The organism is Enterobacter sp. FUJ80071 (assembly GCF_038739915.1).
Lineage (GTDB): Bacteria > Pseudomonadota > Gammaproteobacteria > Enterobacterales > Enterobacteriaceae > Enterobacter > Enterobacter kobei.
In genome coordinates, this window is sequence record NZ_JBBXKH010000001.1 from 2,400,845 (window position 1) to 2,418,639 (window position 17,795).

Here is a 17,795-nt window from a genome sequence, read left to right on the forward strand (position 1 = left end):
CGCAGCCCGTTTTAGCCTGAGGGCAAGGAGCAAAGAGTGGCTGCGGTCATCCATAATGAGATGCTGGACGAGATTCTGGCGCAGGTTCGTCCGTTATTGGGAAAGGGTAAGGTTGCCGACTATATTCCGGCTCTTGCCTCGGTCAGCGGGAATAAGCTGGGGATTGCGATCTGTACCATCGACGGACAGCGATACCAGGCAGGGGATGCCACTGAACGTTTTTCGATTCAGTCAATTTCGAAAGTGCTGAGCCTGGTTGCGGCGATGCGCCAGTACGAGGAAGACGAGATCTGGCAGCGTGTCGGTAAAGATCCGTCCGGCCAGCCTTTTAACTCACTGCTTCAGCTTGAAATCGAGCAGGGTAAACCGCGTAACCCTTTTATCAATGCCGGGGCGCTGGTGGTCTGCGATATGCTGCAAAGCCGTCTCAGCGCACCGCGTCAGCGAATGCTGGAGATTGTTCGTCAGCTCTCGGGCGTTGACGATCTTGCCTATGATTCGGTAGTGGCCCGCTCGGAGTTTGAGCACTCCGCCCGTAACGCGGCCATCGCCTGGCTGATGAAATCCTTCGGCAACTTTCATAACGACGTGGCGACCGTACTGCAAAACTACTTCCACTACTGTGCGTTGAAAATGAGCTGCGTTGAGCTGGCCCAGACGTTCCTGTTTCTGGCGCACCAGGGGCACGCGCCGCATCTCGATCAGGACGTCGTTTCCCCACTGCAGGCGCGGCAGGTCAACGCCCTGATGGCGACCAGCGGCATGTATCAAAACGCGGGCGAGTTTGCCTGGCGGGTTGGGCTTCCGGCCAAATCCGGCGTTGGCGGCGGGGTCGTGGCGATTGTGCCGCATGAAATGGCGATTGCCGTCTGGAGCCCGGAACTGGATGAAACGGGAAATTCACTTGCCGGTGTGGCGGTGCTGGAGAAACTGACCCAACGTCTGGGACGTTCCGTATACTGATGTCCGATCTGTATCCGCTTTTTTCCCGCCTGGCGCGATCGACGTTTCGCTCGCGCTTTCGTTTAGGCAATAAAGAACGGCAGTACTGCTGGGACAAAGGACCCGACACCATTGACCAGCATGCTGCGGATTTCGTTAAAAAACGCCTTGCACCGGCGCAACCTGCCAACGACGGTAAACAGACGCCCATGCGCGGTCACCCGGTATTTATCGCCCAGCATGCCACGGCGACCTGCTGCCGGGGCTGTCTGGCAAAATGGCATAATATTCCCCAGGGCGTGCAACTGACTGCGCAGCAACAACATTATATCGTCAGCGTGATCCACCACTGGCTGGTGATACAGATGAACAGCCAAATTTGACGAGTTATGATCCTGTTGTAATTGTGTTATAGATGCAGGTTAAGTTAGTCCCGATCATGCTGACGACCGCAATATTTGCCATAAGCATTCATATGGAATGATATTTAATGCGTTCTGCTCTCACCGCCTTCAGGTTGTTCCAACCCGACACGCCGCTGCGTAATGCCTCGGCGATATTTATTCTCACCACTCTCTTTTATTTTGTGGGCGCGGAATTGCGGCTGGTCGAGGCCTTATCCCTGTTCTGGCCGCTGAATGGCGTTATGGCAGGGATCTTTGCCCGTTATGTGTTTCTGCATCGCCTGCATTACTACGCGGTATGTTATGTCGCGATGCTGATGTACGACGCGGTGACGACTAACTGGGGAATGGCCTCGGTGGTCATAAACCTGTCTAATATGATCTTTATCGTCGTTGTCGCCGTGCTGGTTCAGCGTGACAGACGGTTGATGAAGAAAACCCCCGATCCGCTCAACGCATTACGGCTGTTTAACTACTGCCTGATTGCTGCGCTGCTGTGTGCCTTGCTCGGTGCGTTCGGGTCCGTGGGGATAGACAGTCATACCTTCTGGCCGCTGTTTGCCGACTGGTTTAGCGAACAATTCTCCACTGGCGTACTCGTTGTGCCGTGCATACTTACCCTCGGTTTGCCGGTGCGGGAACTCAGGGTAAATCTGGAGAAACTGTTACCGATCGTCGCGCTGGTTGTTTCGGTGGCTGCCTCGGTGGTGATTGGCGGAGCGGGAAGCCTCGCATTTCCGCTGCCTGCGCTTATCTGGTGTGCGGTACGCTACTCGCTGCCTGCGACCTGCCTGCTGACGTTTATTACAGGGGCGATTGAAATCATTCTGGTCGCCAACTCCATCATAAATATCGCCGTGGCGACGCCGCTCTCGACCCCGATGATGTTTTCTGCGCGGCTGGGTATTGCCACGATGGCCATCTGCCCGGTGATGGTCTCCGTCAGCATGGCGGCGATTAATTCCCTGATCCGTCAGGTATCCCTGCGGGCGGATTATGACTTTCTGACCCACGTCTACTCGCGTTCCGGGCTTTACGAGGCGCTAAAACGCGAAGAAACGCACCGTCATCCACGTTTTCTGACCGTCATGCTGCTCGATATTGATTACTTCAAAAGCATCAATGACAACTACGGTCATGAGTGCGGCGACCGCGTGCTGGCATCCTTTGCCCGCCAGGTTCAGCAGGTCGTTGGTGAAGACGGGATGGTGGCCCGCATGGGGGGAGAGGAGTTTGCTGTGGTCGTTAATTCGGGCGATGAACAACACGGCTATGCACTGGCGGAACGTATCAGGAGTACCGTGGCCAGCCATCCTTTCACCTGGCGTCAGCAGACGCTTTATCTGACGGTCAGTATTGGCCTCGGAAGCGGAAAGGCGGAGTCATGGCAGTTGACGGAGGTCTTCAACAAGCTGATGGCCGAGGCGGACGATCATCTTTATCGTTCAAAAAAGGCGGGTCGAAATCGTACCAGCGCCCGGCTGGCGGATGAGCAACTTGCCGCCAGTGCCGGGAATGAAACTGAGCTGCGTTAATCGTTATAAGGCATTGACGTGAATTAGATAGCGGCTTAACAGGATATTCGCACACTGACAATGTCTCTGTTTAAGCTACGCTTTGAGTAACGCTTTACGTCAGGAGACATTATGAAAGCACCTGCAACACCTGAAAATGAAACAGACCGACTTCACTCGCTGCGCGAATCGGGTCTGCTTGAGATCGACAGTTCCCCGGCGTTTGACCGCTTAACGCGCCTGGCGAAACGCTTTTTCCAGGTGCCACTGGCGATGGTCAATCTTATTGATGAGCACTCGCTGATCGTGAAATCGGCGGATGGACAGGCACCCGGTTCCGTTCCGCGTAACATATCTTTCTGTGGCCATACGATCCTCGCTGAAGCTCCGCTGGTGGTAGGGGATATGCGTCAGGATGACCGGTTCGCGGATAACCCGCTGGTGGCCGGTGAGCCCGGCGTGCGTTTTTACGCGGGCTTCCCGCTGCGCTTACGAGACGGCGCAAGCGTTGGCTCGCTTTGCCTGATTGATTACGCTCCTCGCGAGTTTTCAGCGGCCGATCTCGCCGTACTGGGTGACCTGGGCGCGCTGGCTGAGGATGAGTTTGCCGCCATCAGCGCGGCGACCACGGATGAGTTAACCGGGTTATTCAACCGACGCGGCTTTAATCAGCTTGTGCGGTTCACGCTTTCCATTGCCCGACGCCGTGCTGAGCCGTTGACGCTGGGCTGGCTGGATCTGGATCGGTTCAAGGAGATTAACGATCGTTACGGGCATGAGGAGGGGGATAAGGCGCTTAAAGTCATGGCGCAACTGATGCGTACCTCTTTCCGTGAAGCGGATCTGCTGGTTCGTTTCGGTGGCGATGAGTTTGCGGTGCTGTTTGCCGACACGGATGAGCAGGGGGCGTGGATTGCCATGCAGTATCTCGCCGAGCAGGTCGAAAACTACAATGCGCGCAAGTTACACCCATGGTCGCTGAAGTTCTCCTGGGGGCTGAGTGAATTTGATCACAACAGTAACGACCTGCAAAAGTGGCTCAACGATGCCGATGCAAAAATGTATGCCATGAAGCAGCAGCGGCAGCGCGGGCGGTGATATAACAAAAGCGTATGACTGACCCGATTGCGTTAAGAAAATGTTAAATGCAAAGTGTGGGTATTCAACGTAAGGACAAACAATGAATACCTCACTGCATATCCAAAACTTCACCCGTGACGACATTCTCACTCATCTTGATGCGCTGGCCGGGATCCTCGAAAACTGCGTGACCGGCGGCGCATCCGTCAGCTTCATGTTGCCGTTTAGCCTCGAGAAGGCTCGTTCATTCTGGCTCGGTATTGCTGAACGCGTAGGGCGCCATGAGCGCCTTGTGCTTGCCAGCATTGATCCCCAGCTGGGCGTTATCGGAACGGTGCAACTGATTACTAATCAGCCTGAGAATCAGCCTCATCGTGCCGATGTGGCAAAACTTCTGGTACATGAAAAAGCGCGTCGCAAAGGGGCCGTGATGGCGCTGATGGAAGCGCTTGAGGCTGAAGCCCGCGCCAGAAATATTTCGGTTCTGGTACTCGATACCTCCACCGGCAGCGGCGCTGAGACGTTTTATCAGCGTGCCGGCTGGCAAAAGGTCGGTGAGATCCCGCGCTACGCCCTGATGCCGGACGGTGCCATGACGGCGACGTCCGTGTTCTACAAATTCTTATAATTTTCGTCACAACCACGCCGTGAATTGATCGAAACAGGGTTCCTGGTCGGAAAGTTTTGATAAGTTATCGTACCAATCTTATCAGGCTGTATGACTAATCATAAAAGGAACCCATTGTGAACACGCTTAACCGTCGTGATTTTCCCGGTGCTCAATACCCTGAACGCATCATCCAGTTTGGTGAAGGCAACTTCCTTCGTGCGTTTGTCGACTGGCAAATTGACCTGCTCAATGAACTTACCGATCTCAATGCCGGTGTGGTTATCGTTCGCCCCATTCAGAGTGCTTTCCCGCCCTCGCTGAGCACCCAGGATGGCCTCTATACCACCATCATTCGCGGCCTGAATGAGCAGGGCGAAACGGTAAGTGAGAGCCGTCTTATCCGCTCGGTTAACCGGGAGATCGACGTCTACAGCCAGTATGATGCGTTCCTGAAACTGGCCCACAACCCCGATATGCGTTTTGTCTTCTCGAACACCACCGAGGCCGGGATCGGCTATCACGCGGGTGACAAATTCGACGATGCGCCTGCCGTGAGCTATCCGGCGAAACTGACGCGCCTGCTGTTTGAGCGCTTCAGCCACTTCAATGGTGCGACCGATAAGGGCTGGATCATCATTCCGTGTGAGCTGATAGACTACAACGGAGACGCCTTGCGTGAACTGGTCTTGCGTTATGCGCAGGAGTGGGCGCTGCCTGCCGCTTTCATCCAGTGGCTAAATGAAGCAAACCATTTCTGCTCAACGCTGGTTGACCGTATCGTGACCGGCTACCCGCGCGATGAAGCGGCCGCGCTGGAAGCTGAGCTGGGATATCACGATGCATTCCTGGATACGGCAGAACACTTCTACCTGTTTGTTATTCAGGGACCAGCATTCCTTGCTCGAGAACTGCGTCTGGATAAGTATCCGCTTAATGTGCTGATTGTGGATGACATCAAACCCTACAAAGAGCGCAAAGTCGCCATCCTGAATGGTGCGCATACGGCACTGGTGCCGGTAGCGTTCCAGGCGGGGCTGGATACGGTCGGTGAGGCGATGAATGATGCCGATATCTGTGCTTTCGTCGAAAAAGCGATTTATCAGGAAATTATTCCGGTCCTCGATCTGCCACGTGATGAACTGGAATCGTTCGCCAGCGCGGTAACAGGGCGTTTTCGGAACCCTTACATCAGACACCAGTTGCTCTCGATTGCGCTCAACGGCATGACTAAATACCGCACCCGCATTCTGCCGCAGCTGTTGGCCGGGCAGAAGGTCAGGGGGCAGTTACCACCCCGTATGACGTTTGCGTTAGCGGCCCTGATTGCGTTTTATCGCGCGGAGCGTAACGGGGAGGGCTATCCGGTACAGGATGATGCGAACTGGCTGGAATGTTATCAGCAGTTATGGGCGCGGCACCGCGATAATCAGATAAGTACCCGTGAACTGGTGCAGGCTGTGTTGAGCGAGAGAGAGCACTGGGAGCTGGACCTGACGCAGGTGAACGGCCTGGTGGACCAGGTGACGCTGGATCTTGATGCCATTCTGCTGAAGGGAATGCGCGCAGCGGTGAAGCCACTTTGCTAATCACGTCACCCGGCTGCGGCCGGGTTTAAATAGAATCTGTTTTAGTTACAACATACTATTTTCTCCGTTTTTAAAAAAGAGAATCAGCACCGTGCATATTTCGCTTTGCAGAGGGGAAAATGCAATGTCCCGTTAACATGCTTGCAACCGTGAGGGGGATCACGTTTAATAGCCACGCTCTTTTCTTGCCTGAAACTCACTATGATTGTTCGTCCTAAACAGCACTGGCTACAACTGATTTTTGTCTGGCACGGTTCGGTACTTCCCAAAATCTATACCCGACTGCTGCTCAACTTCCTGCTTTCTATCGCCGTGATACTGATGCTGCCGTGGTACACCTCGCTGGGCATCAAATTTACCGTCGCGCCCTTCAGCATTCTCGGCGTGGCGATCGCTATCTTTCTGGGTTTCAGAAACAACGCCTGTTATTCACGTTACGTCGAGGCTCGACTGCTCTGGGGGCAGTTGATGATAGCGGCACGCTCGCTGTTTCGCGAGGTAAAAAACACCTTGCCTGACGATAAACATCTGGGTGAGTTTGTCCGCCTGCAGATTGCCTTTGCCAACTGCCTGCGAATGACCTTGCGCCGGGAACTGAACGCTGACGAACTCGCTCGTTATCTTGCTGCGGATGATTTACGGCACGTGATGGCTGCCAACTCGCCGGCCAACCGTATTCTACTGATCATGGGGGAGTGGCTTGCCGTGCGGCGGCGTAACGGACAGCTTTCGGACATTCTTTTCCATAGCCTGAACAACCGCTTGAACGACATGTCCATCGTCCTTTCCGGCTGCGAGCGTATCGCGACGACGCCAGTGCCCTTTGCCTATACGCTGATTTTGCACCGCACGGTATATCTGTTCTGCATCATGCTGCCGTTCGCGCTGGTTGTGGACCTGCATTACATGACACCGTTTGTCTCCGCGCTGATCTCTTACACCTTTATCTCGCTGGATACCCTGGCAGAAGAGCTGGAAGATCCGTTTGGTACGGAAGATAACGACCTGCCGCTGGACGCCATCTGCAACAATATGGAACGCGATCTGCTGCAGATGAACGATGAAGAGAACATTCCTGAAAGGCTGATGCCAGATAAGCATTATCAGCTGACCTGACGGGCGTTCCACTCGTCGCGGGTGATCTCCCACAGTTCGGAGTCAAGCATACCGCTGACGTAGGCTTTCTTTTCCGTTCTGACAAGCCGCATGCCGCTGCTGTCTGAAATACGACGTGAGCGGCTGTTGGCGGCGGCCTTCGGCGCACGCAACACCGCTTTGTTCAGCGTATTGAACCAGTAATCCGTCGCCGCAATGCTCGCCTCCCGCATATAGCCTTTACCCTGAAACTCCGGTGCCAGCCAGAATCCGCGGTTGTTATCTTCAATATCGTACAGGCAGATAATACCCATGAGTTCATCCGGTATTTCGCGACGCCGGATGCTCCAGAACCAGGCAATCCCTTTTGCCATATCGGGCAGCGCCACGTTGTTAACATAATTTTCCGCACCGTTATCCGGGTAAGGCCAGGGCACCGAAGAGACCATATAACGCACGATCTCCCAGCGCGGATATAGCTTCTGTATCTGGACAGCATCTTCGGCAACCAGCGGTTTTAACAGTAAGCGTTCAGTCGTGAGCGTAGGTATTGTCATCCGCGGATCTCCGTATTTAAGCGTTATGTTTTTGTTTGGGTTCTGGTATTTTTATCTCTATCACATTCCAGTGCGCTGCGCTGTGGTTATTGACCACCAAAATCGTTTCCTTTTATTTGATGGTGATATTTTTGATGAGATTGCTGCCACTTTTAAACGGACGCGTTTTCTGTGATCTCCTGCATCATGGCTGGGAGATTGAGAAGACTATCGCCCGAGGCGAGGCTCATCTATTGAACCATTCCACTCCCGAGCTTGAACGTTATTTTTCCCGGCCGCTCAATGAGCTTCCACGTCAAAACCCTTATCCGGTCGCGGTGCTGCTTCCTCTGTTTTTAGTGGCTTTTGCATTTAATCTTCTGCCTTTTCTCCATGCGTTTCAGGGCTTATCACCTTTACACCATGCACTGAGCTTTTTCTTACCGTCATTGGTCATGATTGGCGCGCTCATCATCACAAGCGTATTTCTGGCTCGGGGATTAACGTCAGGGTTAGCGGGATTTCTGGCGCTGTTCTTTATTTTGCTGATAATAACCGTCGTTCAGGCGGTATATCTCTTGCTTGTCCATCACGGAAGTAGTTGGCCACTGGTCATTGCCTTCTTCGCGTTGGTACTTTGCAGATGGGTGATGAATGGAAGAGGGTTCGTGCTCTTTACGCTCTACTGCCGTACGCAGCGTCTTGCCCGTCTGGCCCGCAAAATGCGATTAAAAAGGTGATACGACCCTACGCTGTTTCACTATGGCAATTAACAGGTATTGCGAGGAACACATGGCAGTTACGGTAAGACCGCTACGCGAAGATGATTATTCTCAATGGCGACCGCTGTGGGATGGCTATACCCATTTCTATGAGTGCTATCTTGAGGAATCCGTTACCGCATCAACCTGGGAAAGGGCGCTCTCAGCGCAATCGTCGATGTTCTGCCGCGTGGTAGAGAAGGACGAAAAAGTGATCGGTTTCGCAATGTGTATTCTGCACGAAGGAACTTGGTCAACAGCGCCCATTTGCTACCTGGAAGATCTGTTTGTTGATGCTGCTGAACGCGGCGCAGGGGCGGGCAAAGCGCTTATAGATGCCCTGATTGCAGAAGGTAAGCGTGAAGGGTGGTCAAAACTGTACTGGGTCACCCGGGAGAATAACCCGGCGCGTAAACTCTACGATCAATACGGTGAGGCCGACGATTACGTTCGCTATCGCCTTTCCCTTTAAGGCTAAAACGCCTGTGTTTGTATCACACTGTATCTGTGTTCCTGATACATACACAGGCTTGCAATAAACCCGCTTTCGCACATATCCGCTATACATTGAGGTGTTGTTATATCCCCGTGAATTGAACTTAATCGGAGACACCAAATATGTTCTGCAAACTCGCTTACTCGACCCTTGCTCTGACCGTTTCTCTTGGCACCGTGATGTCCTGTCAGGCCGAAGTCACCGGCACCAGCTTCACGGCAGCCTTTGACCACCCGCAGCAAATTAACGCCGGCGACCTTAACGTCGGGTATGTCGACATCGGCCCGAAAGACGGTCAACCGGTCATTTTATTACACGGCTGGCCCTACGATATTCACAGCTATGCTGAAGTCGCTCCCGCACTCGCGGCAAAAGGTTACCGTGTCATTGTGCCTTCTCTGCGCGGCTACGGTACCACTCGCTTCCTGTCAGCTAAAACCCCGCGCAACGGCCAGCCGTCTGCGATGGCGAAAGATATTGTTAATCTGATGGACGCCCTGAATATTAAACAGGCCGTATTTGCAGGCTACGACTGGGGTGCCCGCACCGCGGATATCGTTGCGGCGCTGTGGCCAGAACGCGTTAAGTCGCTCGTTTCGGTGAGTGGGTATCTCATCAGCAGCCAGCAGATTGGCAAACAACCGTTGCCGCCAAAAGCAGAGCAACAGTGGTGGTATCAGTTTTACTTCGCCACCGAGCGCGGTGCGGAAGGCTACGCTAAAAACACGCATGACTTTGCCCGTTTGATCTGGTCGCAGGCCTCACCGGACTGGAAATTTAGCGATGCAACCTTCAACGCCAGCGCCAAATCGCTCGATAATCCGGATCACGTCGCGGTGACGCTCAGCAATTACCGCTGGCGCTTAGGGCTGGAAAAAGGTGAGCGCAAATACGACAGCTACGAGCAAAAACTGGCCGCGCTGCCGAATATCACCGTACCAACGATCACCATCGAAGGCGGAAACAACGGGGCACCGCATCCGGCACCACAGGCCTACGCGGGTAAATTTACCGGTAAGTATGAACACCGCACCTTTGGAGCGACTGTGGGTCACAATCCGCCTCAGGAAGATCCGCAGGATTTCGTTAAAGCGGTGGTCGACGCAGATAAACTCTGAAATGTGCTATTTTCAATACGTTACCCTTCAGTCTGGAGATTTCGGTGGAGCATATTGACCATATCCTTGTCGTCGATGACGACAGGGATATTCGTGAACTGATTGTCGACTATCTCGTTAAGTCCGGCTATCGCGCCTCCGGCGCGGCCAACGGCAAGGAGATGCGCGCCGTGCTGGATAAACAGCATATCGACCTGGTGGTGCTGGACGTCATGATGCCCGGCGATGACGGTCTTACACTGTGTCGGCAACTGCGTGTCGGCAAACATAAAGATCTGCCTATCCTGATGCTGACGGCGCGTAATGAGGAGACGGACAGGATCCTGGGGCTGGAGATGGGGGCGGATGATTACGTTGTGAAGCCTTTTGTTGCGCGCGAATTGCTGGCGCGAATCAAAGCGATTTTACGCCGTTTTCGTACAATGCCGCCCAATTTACAGGTAACAGAAGCAGGGCGACTGGTGACGTTTGGTGAATGGGAGCTCGATACCGTTGCCCGCCACCTGATAGACCCGGAAGGGGTGATTGTGGCGCTCAGCGGGGCGGAGTATCGCCTGCTGCGCGTTTTTCTCGATCATCCTCAGCGCGTGTTGACTCGCGATCAGCTGCTCAACCTGACGCAGGGGCGCGACGCCGAACTGTTTGAACGTTCTATCGATCTGCTGGTCAGCCGGGTACGTCAACGCCTGAATGAAGATGCGCGTACACCCGCCTATATTAAAACCGTGCGCAGCGAGGGCTATGTGTTTACCATGCCAGTCACGATCAAAGAGGCGAACGAATGAGGTTCTGGCCACGCTCACTGTTGGCCCGTTTGCTGATCATTGTGCTTCCCGGCCTGTTGCTGGCCAACGCCCTGAGCCTGACGCTGGTCATGATAGAACGAATGCACAGCGCCCGCACGGTGATGCTCGGTAACCTGGAATACGATGTCGCGACCAGCGTGGCCATTTTAGACCGCTTGCCGGCCACTGAACGGGCGGCGTGGCTGCCGCGCCTTGAGCGGGGTAACTATCGTTATATCCTCGGTCCGGGTGAGCCGGGCAACGCACCGACGGATAAACGTTCCCTGGATGCCATCCGTACCTTAAAAGCGACACTGGCAGCACAATACCCGCTCAGCTTTACGGCTGTTCCTGGCACCATTTCACATATCCAGGCGCATCTTACGTTACACGACGGCGCGCCGTTGACCATTGATCTGATCCCGCGCATGCCACCGGTCGCCAGCTGGCTGCCCGTTGTTCTCATCCTGCAACTGTTGCTGCTCGCGGCGTGCTCCTGGTTTGCCGTGCGGCAGGTTGTGCGGCCTTTTTCACAGTTTACCCGCGCGGTTGACGCCCTGGATCCGGCGGCCAATACGCCAATGACCGAGAAAGGGCCGCTTGAGGTACAACGGGCTGCCCATGCCTTCAACGCCATGCAGGCACGTATTCAGTCTTATCTCCGGGAACGTGCGCAGATTCTGGCCTCCATTTCGCACGATCTCCAGACGCCGATTACCCGCATGAAGCTGCGGGTCGAAATGGCGGAACAACCTGAACTGCGCGACAAGCTAATGGATGACCTTGATAATATGTCGCGTCTGGTGCGCGAGGGGATTGCCTATGCCCGGTCATCAGAATCACTGGAAGAGACATCGCTGAAGCTGGAACTTAATGCCTGGATAAACAGCATCGCCTGTGATTATCAGGACATCGGTAAAAACGTGCAATTTCAGGCGGGCGAATCCCGTTTGCCGATTGTGACGCGTCCGCAGGCGCTTCGCCGGGTGATGACCAACCTGCTGGATAACGCCCTGAAATTTGGCGAGCGCGCCAACATTGTCATTGATGATTCATCCGCCAGTGAGGTGGTGATCCACATTATTGATGGCGGCCCGGGAATACCCGATGCCGAACTGGAGGCCGTATTGCAGCCGTTTTATCGGGTTGAAACATCGCGCAACCGTGATACCGGTGGAACCGGACTGGGTCTGGCAATTGCTGCGCAACTGACCGCACAGCTGGACGGCAAGCTGAACTTGGTGAACCGCGCCGAGGGCGGGCTGGATGTCTCCGTTACGCTCCCACGACGTTAATTGTATGGCTTTGTATCTGCCTTCCGGGAAGATACAGAGCCAGACAAAACCCGCGCTTTTACACATATCCTGAACACATCCGCACGATGAAATAGCCTCACTGCAGCGTCGCAGGACTTGTATCGTGAGGTCTCTATGTTTTTGATAATTACTTTTCTGGGCGGGATGATAAGCCTGCTCAGTCCATGTACGCTCCCGGTTATTCCCCTCCTGTTTGCCGGTTTTCAGGGGCAAAGACGACATATTATGGCACTGCTCGCGGGGATGATCGTGATGTTCACCCTGGTTGCGATGGTTGTCACCGTCGCCAGCGAGTGGATAGCAGAAGCCACCGTCGTTGGACGCTGGATCGCGCTTATCATTCTGGCTATGGCCGCGCTGGCGTTAATTTTTCCCTCCTTTGCCCAGCGAATTGCCGGGCCAGCAGTCAGCGCGGGAAACGTCCTGAACACCCGAAGCGGACAAACACGCGGTATGGCATCTGCTTTTCTGGCCGGGCTGGCGGTCGGGTTGCTCTGGTCCCCCTGCGCAGGTCCCATTCTGGGGGCGATATTCAGCCTTAATATTGCGGGACATTCAGCCATCGCGACAGGGGCGTTACTTGCCGCCTACGGCAGTGGATGCGCGTTAATGCTGGGTTTACTCGTTCTCGGAGGCCGTACGCTGATGGCACCACTGAGAGCAAAATCGGCGCTGATGGCGAAGCTTCGCCAGGGGGCTGGCGTGGTGATGTTAGCGGCTGTCGTCTTTAACGCGACCGGAATGACGTCTGTTCTGAAAGGTGCAAATGGGGTGGCGGACCGTCTTGAAACCACGCTGCTGAATCTGGCAAAACCCGCTAAACAAGCGGTGAAGCTCCAGCCGGTGGTGATGACCGAGCCGAGTAGCCAGCTGCCGTCGTTGAGCGGTGGAACAGGGTGGATAAACGGTGACCCTGTCACGTCTGAATCACTGCGCGGGAAGGTGGTCCTGATTGATTTCTGGACCTGGGACTGCATTAATTGCCAGCATACGCTTCCCCATGTGCGCGACTGGGCCACAAAGTATCAGTCGCAAGGTCTGGTCGTGATTGGGGTTCATACCCCGGAATATCCGTGGGAGAAACCGATCTCGTCGGTAAAAAATGCGGTGAATAAATGGCAACTGCCGTATCGGGTTGTGACGGATAATAATTACCAAATCTGGAATGCTTTCGGCAACCAGTACTGGCCAGCGCATTATTACTTTGATGCTAAAGGGCAGCTGCGCTACACCTCCTTTGGGGAGGGAAATTACGATAAACAGGAACAGGTGATTCAACAGCTGCTGAAAGAAGCCCGTTCCTGATTACCGCCTCAGGGTTGACGCTGAGCAACCATAAACAACCGAGGAAAAGCCAGCAGTATCTGCCCGTTTTCCTGGAGCGGATACTGCTCTTCCAGTAGTTCATGGTAGCGTTTCAGGAAACGTTTCTGTTCGTGCTCGTTCAGTTCCTGGAGCCATGGGCGTAACCCGGTGGCGCTGACCCAGTCAATGATGGCCTGATGCGAGCGCATTTTATGGAAATAGGTCGTCCGCCAGATATCCACCTAACACCCGGCTTCGGACAAAATATCATAGTAGGCATGGACCCCAGGCAGCGGTTCTCTACCGCGGTCAGGATAGTCCTGCTCCAGGGCCACTTCGCGCATGGCTACGTGAGTAGGCTCAAGCCAGTTGTCCGGCATCTGGATCGCCAGGACGCCATTAAGCGCGAGGAGAGAAACAAGGTGAGGCAGAAGATCGTAATGGTCTGGAACCCATTGCAATGACGCATTGGCATAAATCAAATTCAGCGCCTGGTCCGGCTTATACTGGCGGATATCGGACTCAACAAATCGGCAGCCCGGCAGCGCACTGCGCGCCTCTTCCAGGATGGCGGGCGAGTTATCGACCCCGGTAATCTGTGCGTTCGGCCAGCGATGGCGCAACAGCGCCGTGCTGTTTCCCGGACCACAGCCCAAATCGGCGAGGGTGGCGACGTCATCCAGTGGGATTCTGGCGAGTAGCTCAGCGGCAGGACGCGTGCGTTCAGCACCGTATTGCAGATAAAGAGAAGGGTTCCAGTCGGCCATCTTTAGATCTCCTTTTTGCGTGTACCAGCAAGGATAGCACAGGCCGGCACCTGCACCGGGACAGGTGCCGCAACAAGGTCAGATTACAGAATGCCTTTCAGTGCAACATGATAGAGCAGCATGATGGTTTTCCCGTCGACAATCATGCCCGTTTCAATGCCCCGCAAAGCGTCCTCAAAGGGGAGCTCCAGCACGTCGATATCCTCACCCTCCGCTTTGATACCGCCGCCTGCGCTGGTTTTATCCTTTGGCTGATATTCGGCAAGGTAGAAGTAGAGTTTCTCCGTAACGGAACCCGGACTCATATAGGCTTCAAAGATTTTCTGCACGCTTGACACCTTAAACCCGGTCTCTTCTTCCGCTTCTGCCTTTATTCGGCTCTCTGGATCCATATTGTCGAGCAGGCCCGCAGCAGCCTCGATCAGATCACCCTGATGACCATTGATAAAGACCGGGAAACGGAACTGGCGAGTCAGAATCACCGTTTTTTTATCACGGTTGTAGAGCAGAATAGTCGCGCCATTCCCCCGGTCATAAACTTCACGCGTTTGTCGCTGCCATTCGCCATCGCGTCGTTGATGGTCAAAGGTATATTTTTTGAGTAAGTACCAGTTATCTGACAATATTTCATCGTTAATGATGCGCACATCTGCACGTTTCGATTGCACGTTTTGTCCTCCTTACGTAGAGTAACAATCAATAACAGCATTAACGTGCAGTTTCAAGATTTATCATGCAATGTCAGGAATCCAGAATGCTCACCAGTCAGCGAAAACAATTGATACTTGAGAAGCTCGGCGCCGAAGGCCAGGTCCAGTCTAAAGCGCTCAGCATTCTCTTTGATGTCTCTGAGGACACCATCCGGCGTGATTTACGCGAGCTGGCGGCAGAAGGGCGTTTACAGCGTGTTCACGGCGGTGCGCTGCCGTCGTCTTCCGCTATTGTGCCTTTTGCAGAGCGTCAGTCCGTTAAAATGGATGCCAAAAGAAAGGTGGCGCAGAAGGGCGCGCAGCTGATTTCTTCGGGCCAGGTAGTGATCATTGACGGTGGAACGACGACCTCTGAACTGATTACTTTCTTACCGCCTGATTTGCGTATTACCGTGGTGACGCACAGTCCGAGCATTGCTCTGGGGCTGGTTAATCATCCCGCTATTGAAGTGATTCTGATTGGCGGCCGTTTGTATAAACACTCGATTGTTGCAGTCGGCGCGGCGGCCATCGAAGGTATCGAAAACATTCATGCCGATCTGTTCTTTATGGGCGTGACCGGGATCCATCCGGAAGCAGGGCTGACCACGGGCGATTTCGAAGAGGCGTGCATCAAACGTGCATTTTCCGGCAGAGCGGCCGAGACGGTTGTTCTGGCTTCACCGGAAAAAATCAATACGGCGTCATCGTTTGTGATTGGGGACGTATCCTTAGCGAATACCCTTGTCGTCGAAGACGATACCGATCGTGGCTGGGTGCATACGCTATCCGAAAAAGGGGTATCGGTCGTACTGGCTTCCTCATGAGCCAGTCAGATGACTGACTGGCACGGTCATCGTTAAGCCTGAGGAATGCTCTCCAGCGTAGTATAAATCGTGAGGCCAAGTTCCCTGGCCACTTCAATGTCCATATCCGCCCCCTTAGACGCACCGGCAATCCGATAAATCGCATCGCATTTTGCGATGAGCCGGTGAGCTACGGGGTAAAGCATTGATTCTGCGATGTCATCTCCCAACGATGTCGAGCCCGCAGCCTTCGCCAGCGGCAGAGCCAGCCATTCGCCAATGACCGGAACGTGACCACGCTGGTATACGGCTAATGCGGCGTTTTCGAGACGCGCAAGATTCTCATCAATGCGCGCCTGAAGGCCATCGGTGCCGCTTCGATAGGGACCGGCAATTAAAATGAGCTGTTGTGTCATAGATACCTCTATCAGTGTGATTGCATGAAGTTGCACGTTTGTAGACGATATCTTACGAAATTACCGCCGCGTTATGAAATGATTTCGTGCATTTTCGTGCAAAAACATGCATGACAGAGCATTTGATCACTTAGACAGAAGGGCTATTGTTATGAAGCCGAACGCCTCCGTCCAACGAACATCCAACGCAGGTAATCGTATAGCCAGTTAAACAGCATTGTGTATGGCAGGAAAAACAGCACCAGCCCAATCTCAACGAAAAATGCCTCAGTGATGGGTAAATCCAGCATAACCATCGCAACGGGGATTAAGGTGATGATCAGTCCTGTTTCAAAACCCACCGCATGGATCGCACGAACAAGGAAGGTTCGTTGAAAGCGGTATTTTTTCTGTAGCGAATCAAAGAGTTTATTAAAAACAAAATTCCATGCCGTCGCGGTCAGTGCAGATATCACGGACAGCGAGCCAGACTGGAGTATCGAAACGTTCATCAACCAGGCAAGCGACAGCGCGATGATAACGTTAGCTATGACTTCAAAAATGACAGCATGGAAGATTCGTTCTTTAACGCTTTTATTTAATTCAATTTCCATTTGCTCAGGGCTGCGTTTTCCAAAAGCTGAAGTATATCAGGCATCGTTTAACTTTTTCTAAACATGCAGGATTGAAACTCTGAGCAAAAGCGGAAGGCACTGTGAGATGGTCAACGGAGACGCTTTCAGAGACTATCAGCATTCAGGACAATGACAGCCACATAACGCCAGATTTCTCCTTACTTAATGTAAGTGCGCATAATGTATATTATGTTAAATTGGATGTGAGACCCGTAATGATACCAACAAAACCTTCATAGTTGCCTTCCCTTCTACTATCGCTTATCGAGATACTTATTAAAAAATGCCGTGATGCTCTTGAACGGAATCTTTTCCATACGATCATATAAATCAACATGTGTGCCTAATCGCTGAGTATTCAAATGTTTAATGTTTTATCCCGTCGACTGCAACACTGTAACAAGGTGGCCGTCAACATAAACAATGCCGCCCCGACGCAGCTGCAACAGATCAAGACGCAGCTGGCCGAAGAAATGGGTAAGCCTGTAGGCCTACATACCATGGGTATTCCGGCGGCGGTCAGTACGCTCGGGGTGATTGTCAGTTTCGCCATTCCGCAGCTGTGGCTGGGTTACGGCATACTCACCGCACTCGACCAGCCAGCCGAGCGCGTATTCGTGTGGGTTGTGCTGGTCGCCCTGCTGTTCGCTGGCCTTAACGGTGTGACGATGTTTATGATTGGCAAAGGCAGCATGCGCGCTGTGCGGTTACATTTTACGCTGACGGTGATAAGCCTTTTGTTAACAGCAGCTTATCTGCTTGCCGCGCTGAGCGAGAGTACTTCTCCGGGCGTCAGTCTGACCGCGGCGCTAGTGAGTATCGTCATGTTACTGCTTAGCGGCAGCTGTATTTTTTCCACCGCCTTTTATAAGATGCTGCTGTTTACTCTGCATAACAGAGCCTGGCGCAAGCTTATCAGCCAGGCGCGTTAAGCATTCATCTCGTAAAAATCCCG

Annotated in this window: 19 protein-coding genes and 2 pseudogenes; 15 read left to right on the forward strand and 6 right to left on the reverse strand. The window is 53.5% G+C overall.

Annotated features, from left to right (window positions below):
• Positions 1–36 precede the first annotated feature (36 nt).
• The 7 genes from glsB (at position 37) to AAER43_RS11805 (ending at position 7,252) form a co-directional block, all read left to right on the forward strand.
• A complete protein-coding gene (glsB, locus tag AAER43_RS11775; protein ID WP_014883834.1) occupies positions 37–963 on the forward strand; it encodes a glutaminase B in 927 nt (308 codons plus the stop codon).
• Positions 963–1,325, forward strand: coding sequence for a DUF4186 domain-containing protein (locus AAER43_RS11780; RefSeq protein WP_050863052.1), 363 nt, complete (start codon positions 963–965; stop codon positions 1,323–1,325). The genes glsB and AAER43_RS11780 overlap by 1 nt, the downstream gene beginning before the upstream one ends.
• A gap of 107 nt (positions 1,326–1,432) precedes the next feature.
• A complete protein-coding gene (locus AAER43_RS11785; protein WP_050863053.1) occupies positions 1,433–2,881 on the forward strand; it encodes a GGDEF domain-containing protein in 1,449 nt (482 codons plus the stop codon).
• 111 nt (positions 2,882–2,992) lie between these two features.
• Positions 2,993–3,958 carry a sensor domain-containing diguanylate cyclase gene (locus AAER43_RS11790; protein WP_023337295.1) on the forward strand — a complete coding sequence of 322 codons (966 nt, stop codon included), beginning with the start codon at positions 2,993–2,995 and terminating at the stop codon, positions 3,956–3,958.
• An 82-nt stretch (positions 3,959–4,040) separates the two neighbouring features.
• Positions 4,041–4,568, forward strand: a complete 528-nt coding sequence (locus AAER43_RS11795) for a GNAT family N-acetyltransferase (RefSeq protein WP_050863054.1) — start codon at positions 4,041–4,043, stop codon at positions 4,566–4,568.
• Between the two features lie 116 nt (positions 4,569–4,684).
• Positions 4,685–6,136, forward strand: a complete 1,452-nt coding sequence (locus AAER43_RS11800; RefSeq protein ID WP_050863055.1) for a tagaturonate reductase — start codon at positions 4,685–4,687, stop codon at positions 6,134–6,136.
• A gap of 201 nt (positions 6,137–6,337) precedes the next feature.
• On the forward strand, positions 6,338–7,252 hold the full coding sequence (locus AAER43_RS11805; RefSeq protein ID WP_023337298.1) for a bestrophin family protein: 915 nt from the start codon (positions 6,338–6,340) through the stop codon (positions 7,250–7,252).
• Here AAER43_RS11805 and AAER43_RS11810 read toward each other — a convergent pair.
• Complete coding sequence (locus tag AAER43_RS11810) at positions 7,240–7,788, reverse strand: GNAT family N-acetyltransferase (protein ID WP_050863056.1); 549 nt, start codon at positions 7,786–7,788, stop codon at positions 7,240–7,242. The genes AAER43_RS11805 and AAER43_RS11810 overlap by 13 nt on opposite strands.
• A 134-nt stretch (positions 7,789–7,922) precedes the next feature.
• Here AAER43_RS11810 and AAER43_RS11815 point away from each other — a divergent pair, with 134 nt between their 5' ends.
• From AAER43_RS11815 to AAER43_RS11840, 6 genes are all read left to right on the forward strand, one after another.
• The gene (locus AAER43_RS11815; protein WP_050863057.1) at positions 7,923–8,507 is read left to right on the forward strand and encodes a hypothetical protein; all 585 of its coding nucleotides are present in this window, start codon (positions 7,923–7,925) and stop codon (positions 8,505–8,507) included.
• A gap of 52 nt (positions 8,508–8,559) precedes the next feature.
• Complete coding sequence (locus AAER43_RS11820) at positions 8,560–9,000, forward strand: GNAT family N-acetyltransferase (protein ID WP_014883843.1); 441 nt, start codon at positions 8,560–8,562, stop codon at positions 8,998–9,000.
• Positions 9,001–9,146: 146 nt separating this feature from the next.
• Complete coding sequence (locus AAER43_RS11825; protein WP_342701942.1) at positions 9,147–10,142, forward strand: alpha/beta hydrolase; 996 nt, start codon at positions 9,147–9,149, stop codon at positions 10,140–10,142.
• Positions 10,143–10,186: 44 nt separating this feature from the next.
• On the forward strand, positions 10,187–10,927 hold the full coding sequence (locus tag AAER43_RS11830; RefSeq protein ID WP_014883845.1) for a response regulator: 741 nt from the start codon (positions 10,187–10,189) through the stop codon (positions 10,925–10,927).
• Positions 10,924–12,222 carry an ATP-binding protein gene (locus AAER43_RS11835; protein WP_050863059.1) on the forward strand — a complete coding sequence of 433 codons (1,299 nt, stop codon included), beginning with the start codon at positions 10,924–10,926 and terminating at the stop codon, positions 12,220–12,222. The genes AAER43_RS11830 and AAER43_RS11835 overlap by 4 nt, the downstream gene beginning before the upstream one ends.
• A gap of 135 nt (positions 12,223–12,357) precedes the next feature.
• The gene (locus tag AAER43_RS11840) at positions 12,358–13,548 is read left to right on the forward strand and encodes a cytochrome c biogenesis protein/redoxin (protein WP_057057679.1); all 1,191 of its coding nucleotides are present in this window, start codon (positions 12,358–12,360) and stop codon (positions 13,546–13,548) included.
• 8 nt (positions 13,549–13,556) lie between these two features.
• On the opposite strand, the pseudogene tam reads toward AAER43_RS11840, so the two are convergent.
• Together tam and AAER43_RS11850 are read right to left on the reverse strand one after the other, a co-directional pair.
• Positions 13,557–14,315 (reverse strand): annotated as a pseudogene (gene tam, locus AAER43_RS11845) (trans-aconitate 2-methyltransferase).
• A gap of 83 nt (positions 14,316–14,398) precedes the next feature.
• A complete protein-coding gene (locus AAER43_RS11850; protein ID WP_014883849.1) occupies positions 14,399–14,983 on the reverse strand; it encodes a GDP-mannose pyrophosphatase nudK in 585 nt (194 codons plus the stop codon).
• Positions 14,984–15,069: 86 nt separating this feature from the next.
• On the opposite strand from AAER43_RS11850, the gene AAER43_RS11855 reads away from it, so the two are divergent.
• Positions 15,070–15,831 carry a DeoR/GlpR family DNA-binding transcription regulator gene (locus AAER43_RS11855; protein ID WP_014883850.1) on the forward strand — a complete coding sequence of 254 codons (762 nt, stop codon included), beginning with the start codon at positions 15,070–15,072 and terminating at the stop codon, positions 15,829–15,831.
• A gap of 32 nt (positions 15,832–15,863) precedes the next feature.
• Here AAER43_RS11855 and AAER43_RS11860 read toward each other — a convergent pair whose 3' ends face one another.
• The 3 genes and pseudogenes from AAER43_RS11860 to AAER43_RS11870 form a co-directional block, all read right to left on the reverse strand.
• Positions 15,864–16,226, reverse strand: a complete 363-nt coding sequence (locus AAER43_RS11860; protein ID WP_023330429.1) for a DUF4406 domain-containing protein — start codon at positions 16,224–16,226, stop codon at positions 15,864–15,866.
• A 149-nt stretch (positions 16,227–16,375) separates the two neighbouring features.
• The gene (locus AAER43_RS11865; protein ID WP_014883852.1) at positions 16,376–16,819 is read right to left on the reverse strand and encodes a PACE efflux transporter; all 444 of its coding nucleotides are present in this window, start codon (positions 16,817–16,819) and stop codon (positions 16,376–16,378) included.
• Between the two features lie 275 nt (positions 16,820–17,094).
• A pseudogene (locus AAER43_RS11870) lies at positions 17,095–17,181 on the reverse strand (alpha/beta hydrolase); the annotation flags it as partial.
• A 21-nt stretch (positions 17,182–17,202) separates the two neighbouring features.
• On the opposite strand from AAER43_RS11870, the gene AAER43_RS11875 reads away from it, so the two are divergent.
• Positions 17,203–17,772, forward strand: coding sequence for a hypothetical protein (locus AAER43_RS11875; protein WP_023337309.1), 570 nt, complete (start codon positions 17,203–17,205; stop codon positions 17,770–17,772).
• Positions 17,773–17,795: the final 23 nt, after the last annotated feature.